General features: G+C 67.1%; 11 protein-coding genes. 7 read left to right on the plus strand and 4 right to left on the minus strand.

From position 1 onward, the window contains the following. The first annotated feature begins 63 nt into the window (after nt 1-63). From AB0M46_RS23040 to AB0M46_RS23050, 3 genes are read left to right on the plus strand one after another with little or no spacing between them, the layout of a single operon-like run. Nucleotides 64-1,722 carry a thiamine pyrophosphate-requiring protein gene (locus tag AB0M46_RS23040; RefSeq protein ID WP_363339007.1) on the plus strand — a complete coding sequence of 553 codons (1,659 nt, stop codon included), beginning with the start codon at nt 64-66 and terminating at the stop codon, nt 1,720-1,722. Between the two features lie 26 nt (nt 1,723-1,748). Then, nucleotides 1,749-3,932: a malate synthase G gene (locus tag AB0M46_RS23045; RefSeq protein ID WP_363339008.1), complete on the plus strand. Its 2,184-nt coding sequence runs from the start codon at nt 1,749-1,751 to the stop codon at nt 3,930-3,932. Continuing rightward, on the plus strand, nt 3,929-4,357 hold the full coding sequence (locus tag AB0M46_RS23050) for a heme-binding protein (protein ID WP_363339009.1): 429 nt from the start codon (nt 3,929-3,931) through the stop codon (nt 4,355-4,357). Before AB0M46_RS23045 ends, AB0M46_RS23050 begins: the two co-directional genes overlap by 4 nt. 147 nt (nt 4,358-4,504) lie before the next feature. Here the strand turns inward: AB0M46_RS23050 and AB0M46_RS23055 are convergent, their stop codons facing one another. Both AB0M46_RS23055 and AB0M46_RS23060 read right to left on the minus strand, forming a co-directional pair. Beyond that, on the minus strand, nt 4,505-4,756 hold the full coding sequence (locus AB0M46_RS23055; protein WP_363339010.1) for a hypothetical protein: 252 nt from the start codon (nt 4,754-4,756) through the stop codon (nt 4,505-4,507). Beyond that, entirely contained in the window at nt 4,756-5,268 is a 513-nt protein-coding gene (locus AB0M46_RS23060) for a transposase (protein ID WP_363339011.1), read from the minus strand. Before AB0M46_RS23060 ends, AB0M46_RS23055 begins: the two co-directional genes overlap by 1 nt. A gap of 166 nt (nt 5,269-5,434) precedes the next feature. Here AB0M46_RS23060 and AB0M46_RS23065 point away from each other — a divergent pair, with 166 nt between their 5' ends. From AB0M46_RS23065 to AB0M46_RS23075, 3 genes are all read left to right on the plus strand, one after another. Continuing rightward, a complete protein-coding gene (locus AB0M46_RS23065; RefSeq protein WP_363339012.1) occupies nt 5,435-6,757 on the plus strand; it encodes an amidohydrolase family protein in 1,323 nt (440 codons plus the stop codon). A 109-nt stretch (nt 6,758-6,866) separates the two neighbouring features. After that, on the plus strand, nt 6,867-7,256 hold the full coding sequence (locus AB0M46_RS23070) for a nuclear transport factor 2 family protein (RefSeq protein ID WP_363339013.1): 390 nt from the start codon (nt 6,867-6,869) through the stop codon (nt 7,254-7,256). 234 nt (nt 7,257-7,490) lie between these two features. Then, nucleotides 7,491-9,716: an acyl-CoA dehydrogenase family protein gene (locus tag AB0M46_RS23075; protein ID WP_363339014.1), complete on the plus strand. Its 2,226-nt coding sequence runs from the start codon at nt 7,491-7,493 to the stop codon at nt 9,714-9,716. A gap of 160 nt (nt 9,717-9,876) precedes the next feature. Here the strand turns inward: AB0M46_RS23075 and AB0M46_RS23080 are convergent, their stop codons facing one another. Next, nucleotides 9,877-10,467: a cysteine hydrolase gene (locus AB0M46_RS23080; protein WP_363339015.1), complete on the minus strand. Its 591-nt coding sequence runs from the start codon at nt 10,465-10,467 to the stop codon at nt 9,877-9,879. A gap of 200 nt (nt 10,468-10,667) precedes the next feature. On the opposite strand from AB0M46_RS23080, the gene AB0M46_RS23085 reads away from it, so the two are divergent. Next, nucleotides 10,668-10,874, plus strand: a complete 207-nt coding sequence (locus AB0M46_RS23085) for a hypothetical protein (RefSeq protein WP_363339016.1) — start codon at nt 10,668-10,670, stop codon at nt 10,872-10,874. A 56-nt stretch (nt 10,875-10,930) separates the two neighbouring features. On the opposite strand, the gene AB0M46_RS23090 is transcribed toward AB0M46_RS23085, so the two are convergent. Next, entirely contained in the window at nt 10,931-12,466 is a 1,536-nt protein-coding gene (locus tag AB0M46_RS23090; RefSeq protein ID WP_363339017.1) for an aldo/keto reductase, read from the minus strand. Between the last annotated feature and the right edge of the window lie 68 nt (nt 12,467-12,534).

Raw genomic sequence — 12,534 nt, forward strand, 5'->3', positions numbered from 1 at the left:
CGCGCCCGTGAGCGCCGTATCGCGGACGCCTGACATCTGATTCCGCGAACGAAAGGACCTGTGATGCGAGCGAGTCTGGCTGTGGCCGAGGTGCTGCGACGAGAAGGAATCGAGGTTGCCTTCTGCATTCCCTCGAACAAGATGATCGACGCCGTCGCCGAGGTCGGCATCAAGCCGGTCGTCGGACGTCACGAGCGCGCGATCGTCAACATGGCTGACGCCTACAGCCGCACCACCAACGGTGAGAAGATCGGCGTCGTGCTCGTCCAGCAGGGCCCGGGCGCCGAGCATGCGTTCGGCAGCATCGCGCAAGCGTACTCCGACTCCGTGCCGCTGCTGTTCATTCCCCAGGGGGACCCACTCGCCGCACGTGGCCTGCGGACAAGCTTCGATGCCGTTGAGGCATACAAGCCCATCACCAAGTGGTCTGCGCGCCTCGACAACCCCGCGACCATTCACCACCAGCTTCGTCGTGCCTTCCAGCTGATGCGGTCTGGTCGACCGGGTCCGGTGCTCCTCGAGCTTCCGATCGACGTCGCTGACAGGGAGGTCGACGACTCGATTTTCGAGTACGAGCCCCCACGTAAGCACCGCAGCGCCGGCGATCCCGCCGACATCGCCCAGGCTGTCGACCTGCTCCTGAAGGCAGAGCGGCCACTCATCCGCGCCGGCCACGGCGTCCTGTGGGCCGACGCCACCGAGGAGCTGGTGCGGTTCGCGGAACTCCTCAACGCGCCGGTTGCAACCACCTACGTCGCGAAGAGCGCCTTCCCGGAGCACCACCCGCTGTCGATTGGCACCGGCGGCACCGGCGTCAGCGCGGGCATCAAGGCTTTCGTTCCCGAGGCTGACACGATCTTCAGCATCGGTGCCAGCCTGCTCAACACCCTTGCCTCCTTCCACCTGCCCGCGGGGCGCACCATCATCCAGTCGACCAATGATCCGAACGACCTCTCGCTGCAGTACCCGATCGCGAGCGGCATCGTGGGTGACGCCAAGCTCGTCCTCGAGCAGATGACTGAGGAGCTCGGCAAACGCCTCGCCACGAAGAAGCCGGTCAGTGCATCCCGAGACACCAAGTCCGAGGTCGCGGCAGTCGCGGCGCAGACCGCCGCCGATTGGGCCGAGCGATTCGCCTCCGACGAGGTTCCGATCAGCCCGGTGCGCCTGGTGAAGGAAATGATCGACGCGATCGACCCGGACACCAGCATCGTCACTCACGACTCCGGCTACCCGCGCGACCACCTCGCTCCGCACTACGTGGCCACGAAGCCGCGCGGCTACCTCGGCTGGGGCAACTCGACCCCGCTCGGGTCGTCGCTGGGCCTGGCCATCGGGGCAGCCGCAGCCGCTCCGGACAAGCTGTCTGTGTGCTACCTCGGTGACGCCGGTTTCGGGCAGTGCGGGCTCGAACTCGAGACCGCCGTCCGGAACAATATTCCGGTCCTGGTCGTGCTGACCAACAACTCCCAGATGACCGGCTATGACCACCACCATCCGGTGGCCCAGGAGAGGTTCGGACACAAGGAGCTGTCCGGGAACTACGCGGAGATCGCCACCGCTCTTGGCGCCACCGCGTACAAGGTTAAGGACCCAGCTGAGCTGGGCTTGACGCTCAGCAAGGCCATTGCCGAGGTTCGTGACGGCAGCGTCGTCCTGCTGGAGGTCATCACGTCTGCACTACGTCACCGGTACCCGGCGGTCGAGGTGATTCCGTTCTGAACTGGAAACGTGGCGAGGAGCAGACCATGTACGTAACCGTTCGTGGCCTCCGGGTCGATGCCGACCTGCATCGATTCCTTACCGAGGAGGCCTTCCCCGGATCGGGTGCCGAGCCGGACGAGTTCTGGGACGGTCTGTCCGTCGCTGTCGCGAGGCTGGAGCCGCGCCGCCAGGCGCTGCTCCGGCGCCGCGAGGAGCTGCAGGCGCAGATCGACCAGTTCCATCGGGACCGTCCGGGCCCGCTGGACCGGGACGCCTACGAGAAGTTCCTACGTGAGATCGACTACCTCGTCGATGTACCGCAGCCGTTCGAGGTCACGACCTCCGACGTGGACCCCGAGATCGCGACCCTGGCTGGGCCACAGCTCGTGGTGCCTATCGACAACGCCAGATTCGCGACGAATGCTGCGAACGCGCGTTGGGGTTCCCTGTACGACGCCTTTTACGGGACCGACGTCATCGCGTCCGACGGGGAGATGGCTGCGGGGGCGGCGTATAACCCGCTACGTGGTGCCGAGGTGATCCGGCGCGCTCGTGCGTTTCTCGACGAGTGGGTCCCGCTCGCGGGTGCCAGCCATTTCGAGGTTGCCGGCTATTCGGTCGACTCCGACGGACTGGCCGCGATGCTGTCGTCGGGTGCAGTGGCGCGGTTGGCGGACTCGGGCCAGCTGGTCGGGTATCGCGGCGAGCGAAGCGAGCCGAGCGCCCTTGTGCTGCGACACCATGGTCTGCATCTGGAGATTCTGGTCGACCGTGGCCACCGCATTGGGGCCGTCGACCCGGCTGGTGTCTCCGATGTGCTGCTCGAGTCTGCGCTGACGACCATCATGGACCTCGAGGACTCGGTGGCGGCTGTAGATCCGGCCGACAAGGTCGCGTGCTACCGGAACTGGCTCCGCCTGATGCAGGGCGCGCTGGCCGAGGAAGTTACGAAGAACGGTGAGACCTTCCTCCGCACGATGAACCAGGACCGAACCTGTGTGTCGCTCGCGGGTGAGCCCGTCACGATCCCCGGGCGTTCGGTGTTGTTCGTGCGCCATGTCGGCCACTTGATGAGTACTAGTGCGGTCACTGACGCCTCCGGGGAGCCGATCTCCGAGGGCATTCTGGACGCGTTCGTGACCGGGCTGGGCAGCTGCCACGACCTGCGTGGCAACAGCCGGCTGCAGAACTCGCGCACCGGCTCGATGTACGCGGTGAAGCCGAAGATGCACGGTCCCGACGAGGTGGCGCTCACGGTTGACCTGTTCGAACTCGTGGAGCGCTCGCTCGGGTTGCCGGCGAACACCATCAAGGTCGGCATCATGGACGAGGAGCGCCGCACGACGCTCAACCTGGCCGCGTGCATCGCGGCTGCCCGGGACCGGGTCGCGTTCATCAACACCGGATTCCTGGATCGCACCGGCGACGAGATCCACACCTCCATGTGGGCCGGCCCGGTCGTCCGGAAGAACGCCATGCGGTCCGAGGCGTGGATCAGCGCCTATGAGCAGGCGAATGTCAACGTCGGCCTCGCCTGCGGCCTCGCTGGTCGAGCCCAGATCGGCAAGGGCATGTGGGCGGCGCCGGAGAACATGGCCGACATGCTCGAACAGAAGATCGGCCACCCACAGGCCGGCGCGTCGACCGCGTGGGTTCCCTCGCCGACTGCCGCGACGCTGCACGCCATCCACTACCACCAGGTCGACGTCGCGGCCCGCCAGGCAGAGCTCTCGACAGGGGGTGCGCGCGCCGAACTGGGCGAACTGCTGTCCGTCCCGCTCGGCGACCCCGCGGAGTGGACGGCCGAGGAGCGCCGGGCCGAGCTCGACAACAATGTCCAGGGCGTCCTCGGTTACGTCGTCCGGTGGATCGACCGTGGCGTCGGTTGCTCCAAGGTGCCCGACATTACCGGAACGCCGCTGATGGAGGACCGGGCGACCTGTCGGATCTCCTCCCAACACATCGCCAACTGGCTGCACCATGGCGTCATCACCATCGACCAGATAGACGAGAGCCTCATGCGGATGGCCGCAGTCGTCGACGGGCAGAACGCCGATCAGGACGACTACCGGCCGATGGCTCCGGCCTTCGAGGGCAACGCCTTCCTTGCTGCGCGAGCCCTCCTCGTCGAGGGTGCGTCCCAGCCCAGCGGGTACACCGAACCCATCCTGCACAGCTTCCGTGCCCGCGAGAAGGCTGGCGACCGAGCCCTGGAGACCACGACATGAGCCTCACCCTTGACCAAGCGCGCACGATCGTCGCGGCCGCCCGGGAGCACGGCGCGAAGAACGGGCTGAACCCGCTGACCGTCGTCGTCCTCGACGCAGGCGCTCACGTCATCGCGGTAGAGCGCGAGGACGGCGCCGCCATCAAGCGCTTCGAGATCGCCTTCGGCAAGGCGCATGGGGCACTGGCCCTGGGCATGGGCTCGCGGGCCATCATGCAGCGCGCCGAGCAGCAGGCGTACTTCATCGCTGCCGCGACTGCGGCCGTCGGAGGTGCGCTGGTCCCGGTGCCGGGGGGCGTCCTGGTCCAGGACGCGGCTGGTGCGACGATCGGTGCTGTCGGCATCTCCGGCGATACGTCGGACCACGATGAGGAAGCCTGCGTCGCAGCAATCACGGCAGCAGGTCTCGCCTCGCTCACCGGGTGACCAGCTGGCCGCACCACGTGCAGGACGGTGTCACACCGGCACGTAGGTGGACGGCAGGAGGTTGCGCACCGGCCGTCCACCCGACTACGCGTCGATGTTCTCGACGAGCTCAGCGTTGTCAATCCCCTGGAATCGTGGAGGACTCCGTTATGCGACTTGGGCCTCTAGCGGCCAAGCTGTTGATCTTTCGTAGTCGATAGGTGAGAGTCTGTCGCAGACGGAGTGCCGGTGCTTGCCCTCGTCGGTGACGATCTCGGTCATGTCGCCGCGCCAGGCCACGTCCGGCGCGGGCGCGGTGAACTTCCGCTTGATCAGGTCCGGGGTGGCCGGGCGCTTGCCCTGCCGGGTTAGCCCACGCCGGCGCCGCTTGGCCCGGGCGACCAGGCCGAGTTCGGCCATCAGCGCCGCGATCGTGTTGTCCGACACCCCCTGCGCCCGCAGGGGGTGTGTCGGACCGCGTCCGTCAGCCTGGTCCTACGGTCCTGGCGGGGTGTCCGCGGACGGTCCCGCCACCTGTAGAACCACGACTCCGACACCCCCAGGGCCTGGCAGTCCACCGCGTGCGGCACGTCATGCTCGGTCCTCTGGGAAGCGATGAAGGCGGCCACGCTCACCGGGCCGTCGCTTTCTTGACCCGCAGGACCATGGATCGCTTGAGGACTGTCACGCTCCATCGCCAGCTCGGCGTTCTCCCGCCGCAACCGCGCCAACTCCGCCCGCTCGTCCTCCGCCAGCTGCCCTGCCGCCGCCTCGCTGCGGGCCTCGCGGTCCTGCTGCACCCAGTTGGCCAGGGTGCCGCTGGTGACCCCGAGGTCGCGCGTTACCTGCCCGATCGACTTCCCGGCCTTTCGCACGATCCGGACCACGCCCGCACGGAATTCCGGATCGAACCGCCGTCTCGTCTCCGCCATGAACCTTTATCCCTCGAGTCCTGGCCTCCACGTTACGGGGGAACCACATGTGACCCGGCGATCGCGATGCCGCAGCGGTCGGGGTGTGCTCATGGTTGCGCTGGCACGCCAACGCGCGGCGCAGGGACTTTTGTCTGGTCGGGGGTTGACGTAGGGACTCAGTGACGTGATTCTGAACACAACAGTGTATGCAAGAGAGCCTGAGGAAATCATGTCAAAGCTGATGGTGATCTCTTCGGATGGTCACGCGACCGCACGAATGCGTGACTACGCGCCCTATCTTCCGGCGTCGCTCCGAGAGGAGTTCGAAGACTTCTGCAAGGTATACGACGAGGGGGGAACCCACACCTTCGAGGAGCGCGCTCTGTCCCAGCGCCTGGACCCCTACCTCGTCGAGGAGTGGAAGGAGAAGGTGATCGATCCTGGCCGCCTTGAGGGCAACTTCGACCCCGCAAAGCGTCTGGTCGAACTTGACAAAGAGGGTGTCGCCGGCGAGGTGCTCTTCCCCGACTTCGGACTACCCTTCGAGCTCTACTCACCCCTTCTGGCCGCTCAGCTCGGTGAGCCGCCGAGGCGTCACCCCCATGAGGGCAACCAGGCCTTCAACCGCTGGCTCGCTGACTTCATCAGCCACGCGCCCGACCGGCTCGTCGGACTGGCCTCCGTCGATTTCAGCGACGTCGATCGAGCGGTACGCGAGATCAAGTGGGCCAAGAACGAGGGCTTCCGCGGAATCATGCTGCCCATGTTCGAGGAGGATGTCCCCCTCTGGTCCCCGGTGTACGACCCGATCTGGGCGACCCTGGCTGACCTCGAGCTCGTGGCCAACAGTCACGTGGCCATCTCCGCCACCACGTCTCGATGGGTGGCCCCCAAGTATGCGCCTCCACACCCGGTTTGTCTGGGGCCCCTCTTCGTTGCCCAGGTGGAGTTCTTCTGTCGCCAGATTCTGGATCACATGATCTGGGGCGGGGTCCTCGAGCGGCACCCGAAGCTGCAGCTCGTCCTGACCGAGCAGGGCTCTGGCTGGATCCCGGCAAAGCTCAAGGGTATGGACTACTCGTACGACGGCAGCTTCCTGCGTCGTGACATCCGCACCGCCATCAAGCACAAGCCGTCCGAGTACTTCGCGCGCCAGGTGCACATTGGGTCCTCCCTCCTCACCAAAGCCGAGGTGGAGATCCGCGAGGCTATCGGCGTGGACAAGATGATGGTCGGCGTCGACTACCCGCACCACGAAGGCACGTGGAACGGCGGAACCCAGGACTACTTCCAGGCCACCTTCGGCGCCAACGAGGTTCCCCTCGACCAGGCCAAGAAGATGCTGGGGGAGAATGCCGCGAAGGTCTTCGGCTTCGACGTGGCGAAACTTCAGGCAGTGGCGGATCGCATCGGTCCGGAAGCTGAGCACATTCTGGTGCCACCAGCAGAGGACAAGTTCCCACGCGGCGATGTCCACAAGCCTCTCGGAGGCGCCAACATCGGCTGATCCAGCTCACCGTCTGCGCCCGGACTTCGCGACTGAGCGGGTCGGGGCGCAGAAATCCATCACATGACAAGAGCATCGCAAGCCACCTATCGCATAGGGATTAGGGACTGTGGACGCTGCTGACAAGATCGAGATCCACGAACTCGTGACGAGGTATACCCACATCTTGGATAACCGCTTATGGGATCAGTTGGAAACGATCTTCCTCCCCGAGACGGTCATCGACAGCGGCCCCACGCTGGGTGTGTACGACGGCCTCGACGCAATCGCGGCCTGGTGGGAGGGTTACCCACATCCGGACGGCCACCACGCACTGAACGTCATGGTCGAGGAAGAGCTGCCCGACGGAACCGTGAAGGTTCTCACGAAGGGCTTCTTCGCCCGCTCGGCGGGGTTCAACGGCGGCGACTACCACGACGTGGTCCGGAAGACGCCGGACGGCTGGCGGTTCGTGAGCCGAACCTACGTTCCCCGGTGGAAGGTGGACGTGGCCGGCTGAGAACCACGTCCGAAAGCGGCCTCGCTGTGGTCCATCACGGGAGTCGATGGGCCGACCTGCTCATCGCCGATCGGCACGGCGCGTGATTGACCAGGTCGACCGGATCGTTCCGTCCGCAGCAGCCCATGGGCCGGTCACGATCCCCGGGTACCACGTCGACGAGATCGTTGAGATCCCGTTCGGAGGTAACCGCATGTCCAGCGCCCCCATCAGCCCCAACCGGGAGGAAGGCCAATGACCATGACCCACAGCCGCGCCGTGTTCTCACCGGTTCAACTCGATGAGGGCGAGGTGGCACTTGTCGGTGAGGTGAGACGGTTCGCTCGATCCGCACCGTTCCCCCCATCCTCGGCCAGCCCGACCCGCGGCGGCTTCAGCCGGACGTTCAGCGAGCAGATCGCCGATCGGGGATGGGTCGGAATGACGATCCCACGGGAATACGGCGGCACGGACCGCACCGGTGTCGAGCGCTGCCTTGTCATCTCCGAGCTCCTTTCAGCGGGCGCACCGCTGGGTGCGCACTGGGCAGCCGATCGGCAGACGGCCCCGAGTCTGTTGAAGAACGGTCCCGAGACCCTTCGCCGGGAACTCCTGCCGATGATTGCTGGGGGGCGCTGCCTGATGGCAGGCGGGTTCAGCGAACCGGACGCGGGATCGGATCTCGCTGCCGTCTGCACCCGGGCGGTCAAGGTTGATGGGGGGTGGCGCATCACCGGCCGCAAGATCTGGACCACCGATGCCGACCAGGCCGACTTCATCGAGGTGCTCTGTCGGACCGAGGACGCCCCTAAGAAGCACCAGGGTCTCAGCATCATCATCGTCCCGATGGACGCGCCGGGCATCGAGGTGTCGCCCATCGAGGGCATGGATGGCGAGAGACACTTCAACGAGGTCGTCCTCGAGGACGTCTTCGCACCGGACGACTGGCTCGTGGGCATACCGGGCACCGGGTGGGAGCAGCTGACCGCCGAGCTGGCCCTCGAGCGGGCCGGGCCCGAGCGTTACCTGACCACGTTCCCGCTCTTCGACGCTTTCGTCCGCTCTCGGGCGCTGTCCCCAGACCCGGAGCGATCCTGGGAGCTCATCGGCGACATCGTGGCGCAGCAGATGGGGCTGCGCGAGATGACTCTCGCGATCGCCCGGCTCGTCGACAACGGCGGTTCCCCGGTGGCCGAGGCCGCCATGGCCAAGGACCTGGGCACGGCACTCGAGCAAGTGCTCGTCGACCAGCTCTGGGAGTTTGCGAACGAGCCATTGCAGGACGGACCGGAGGCGACGCGTTTCCGGGAGTTCCTTGAGATCAATCGGCTTCGCTCCGCCGTGTTCACCACTGCGGGTGGCACGAACGAGGTGCTGCGCATGCTCGTCGCGCGTCAATTGGACGGCTGGGCGGCGCATCGTCGTTCACTCACCGTCTCGAGCGACATTGCCCGGACGGTGGCTGAACGGGCCCAGGAGATCGCCAAGGACGGCGAGGTTTCGGTGCCGCGCGGTGCTGCTGACCCGTACTCGATCGCGCTCACGAAGAGGCTGCGTGAAGCCGGCTTCCTCGGCGTGTCGATCTCCGAACGAAAGGGTGGCAGCGGGGGGACGGTTGACGATGCCCTGGAGGTCCTGGCCGCTGCCGCCTTCGAGGGCATGAGTGTTCCAGTGGTGGAAGGACCGCTCGCCGCGGGTTGGCTACTGGCCGAGGCCGGGATCGGTTTCGACTGGTCAGAGCAGCTGGCCGTGCTGGCCGGCCACCAGTCGACCCGGCCGGGAGGAGTAGCCGATGCCCACTGGGTGGCCGAGTCCGACGCGGTCGTGACCGCCCGGGTCCATGAAGGGCAGGTGGTGGTGACTCTCTGGAGCGCCTCCAGCGAGGCGATCCTCCCCGGCGCGGATCTGGCCGGCGAACCGCTGGTCCGCGGCTTCTCGACCGACGGCCGGGAGCATCTCCAGGTCGGCATGATTCGGCGTTCCGCCTCGAAGGTCCTGGCAGAGCTCGACACCCGGACCACTCTCGCCCGTGCCGTGGCTCTCAGCGCGGCCATCCAGCGCACCGCCCAGCTCACCATCGAGTACGCGGCGCAGCGACAGCAGTTCGGCCAACCGGTCGCACACTTCCAGGCGGTCCAGACGCACCTTGCGCTCATCGCCTCAGAGGCTGAGCGGGTCGGCGTCCTGGTGGCCAAGGCCCGGCTCCTCCTGCGGGACGGTGACCCCAAGGACGCCAAAGCGAGCGCCATCGCAGCCCGGGTGCTCGCCGGCCGGGCCGCCATCTCCGTCGCCCGGGCTGCCCACCAGGTTCATGGTGCCATCGGCGTCACGATGGAGTACCCCCTGCAACGGTTCACCAAGCGTCTCTACGAGTGGTCACTGCGGGAGGAGCCGACGTCCTCGTGGGCTGCGCGACTGGGCCAGTGGGCCTGTGCCCATCAGCAGGGACCCTGGGCGCTGATCACCGGGATCACCACCTGACGCCCCAGCACCGTTTCCCACTCACGTGTCTCCGGCGAAGATGACCTACACATCAGGTCGTACGGAGTCCTCCACATGAGGTCGTACGCCGAGATCCCCGCATGGCGCTCGGGCCCGGATCCGTGTCTGGATCCGGGCCCGAGCGGTTGTGCTGCCGGTGTCAGGCCAGGAGTCCGATGACCTCGTCGGTCGAGGCAACGTCCGCCTGACGGGGGAAGACCTTCTCGACCAGGACCGAATGCACCTCGGGGTCGGGGTCGGCACAGGCATCCGCAGCGACCACCACCCGGTAGTCGAGGTCGGCCGCCTGGCGCACCGTGGAGAGCACGACGCCGGCCGTGGTGAGACCCGCGAGGATGACGGTGTCGACACCGCGGGACCTGAGCTGCTGGTCGAGGTCGGTGGAGCTGAACGGACCGACGCGGGTCTTGCGGACCACGATGTCCCCATCTTGGGGGGCCACCCGGTCGTCGATCTGGGTGGTCGGGGCATCGGCGTGCATGGCCGCTCGCATCTTCTCGTCAGCGGCGATCGGGGCGAAGCGGCTGTGGGACGGCAGCGCGTCGTAGTCGGCGTCGTCGAAGCCCACCCTGACGTATCCGGCGTGGCCTCCCTTGGAGCGCACGGCCTCGAGCAGCTGCGTCGCGCGACCCACCAGCTCCTCGGCGTCAGAGCGACCTCCGAGTATCCCTCCTTGGTAGTCCATGACCAGAACAGCGGAACGAGCGGTCTCAATTGGTGCGTGGCTCAAGGCAACTCCTCAACTAGGGGGCAATTTTGCACTCACGATTGTACGCATTCCTCGATACGATCGACTAGTCAGAGCAGTGGTTCGCGGGCTCAGGCCCGAGCGCAGGCGCCGTGTTGGGACCGGCCACCTGCCGCTCGTGCCCGCGTTGGCCATGACGGCTTGGCTGATCGCCTTGCTCGTCGTCCTCACCCGAGGGCTCGGTGTGGGGCTGGTCGTCGTGGCGCACGATCCTCGTTCTCGGGATCCTGCCCCTCACTGTCGTCTGCTGGGTCCGCGCGATGGCCGGACTCCTGGAAAGCTCCGCCGGTGAGACCGGCTATCCCGCCGCGATCGGCTACGTGGTGGGCTTCTACCTCCTGAGCGCAAGCATGGTCCTGGCAGCTGTCACCGCGCTCTGGATCCCTTGAGCGCGGGTCCGCGCTCGCCGAATGGCTCAGGCCGGCAGCCCGTCCGCAGGCGTCAGCTAGATTTCACGGGCCGAGCTCTCGGCAGCCACTCGCGCGACGGCCAGGCGGGCGGGCCGTCCACTGTCGTTCCGCCAGGCGTGGGCCGTCCCGCGCTGCACCACCGAGTCTCCCACGGTGAGCTCGAGCTCTTTGTCGTCGAGGACCAGGACGACATCACCCTCGAGGACGGTGACGAGGTCTACCGAACGCGTGACGTGCGTTCCGGGCGCCGAGCCCTCGACCAGGTCGAGGGTGTCCGGGACGGGGCTGCCACTCGCCGGCGCGCCGTCGCCCACCGCCGTCGGCATGACTACCACTTGGAGAAAGCGGAGACCGCCCGGCTCGACGCCGACGTGGGCGGCGGGGCTCGTGCCAGCGACCGGGGTGTCGTCCGGAACGCTTGGGAGCTCGTCGCAGGCCCAGATGACCTGGCTGGAGAAGCCCATCGAATTGGGAGCGGGCAGCGCATCGACCAGGGCATCCCGACTGACGGCACTTCGGCCATCGGCGCCGAGGCCGGTGACGATGATCCGGGGGCGGGCCACCGAGCGCTCGGTGGGCAAGGGCGAGACCCAGTCGGCGGCCTTGGCGTCGCCGCCGTAGCGCGAACCCTCCACCCGGTGGGCCAGCTGGTCGAGGGCGTCGACCTGGTCCGGCGTCAAGGTGATGTTGGCCGCGCCGCTGTTGTCGCGAACGTACGCGCTCCGTCTGCTTCCGGGGATGGGGAGCACTCCCTCGTGCCGGAGCAGCCAGGCCAGTGCGACCTGGCTCGGGGTGCAGCCGATGTCGCGGGCGATACGCCCCACCGAGGCGGCCAGCTCGTCATTGGCCTGCCGGTTCTCCTCCGCCAGTCGAGGGAAGCGAGCGCCATTGCGGGTGTCGGACGCGTCATCTGCCTTAGGACGGGTCCCGGTGAGAAGGCCGCGGCACAGGGGTGCGTAGGCCAGCACCCCGATGCCCAGCCGGGCGCACAGCGGGAGCAGCTCGTCCTCGACGGTGCGTTCGACGAGCGAGTACTCGTTCTGCACGGTGGACACCGGATGCACCCGGTGCGCCCGCTCGATGTCCGAGGGGCTCGCCTCCGAGAGCCCGATGAAGCGGACCTTGCCCACGCGGACGAGCTCGGCGAGGGCGCCCACGCTCTCCTCGATCGGGACCCGGGGATCGACCCGATGCAACTGCAACAGGTCGATCACCTCCACGCCGAGGCGTTGCAGGCTGGCATCGCAGGCGGCAAAGAGGTACTCGGGGCGACCGTCGATCCCGTTGGGGCCTACGGGCTTGCCCTGGCGGTCACGGGCGAAACCGGCCTTCGTCGCGATCGTGACGTCGTCCCGCCGGGAGCTCAGTGCCCGGCCCAAGAGTCTCTCGTTGCCCCCCATTGCGTAGACATCGGCCGTGTCGAAGAGGGTGATCCCAGCATCGAGAGCGGCATGAAGGGTGTCCACGGCGTCGGCGGCGTCGACCGATCCGTAGAGGCCTGACAAGGGCATGCACCCGAGTCCGATGGCCGAGGAGACCAGTCCTTGGGAACCGAGGGAAACCTGCCTCATGGGGACACCTTCGTCGACGGGTGGATGTGATCACGGCACTGCCGGCCGCTCCGCAGCATGCTATTCTG

The sequence above is a fragment of the Dactylosporangium sp. NPDC051485 genome, from assembly GCF_040682015.1.
GTDB lineage: Bacteria > Actinomycetota > Actinomycetes > Mycobacteriales > Micromonosporaceae > Dactylosporangium.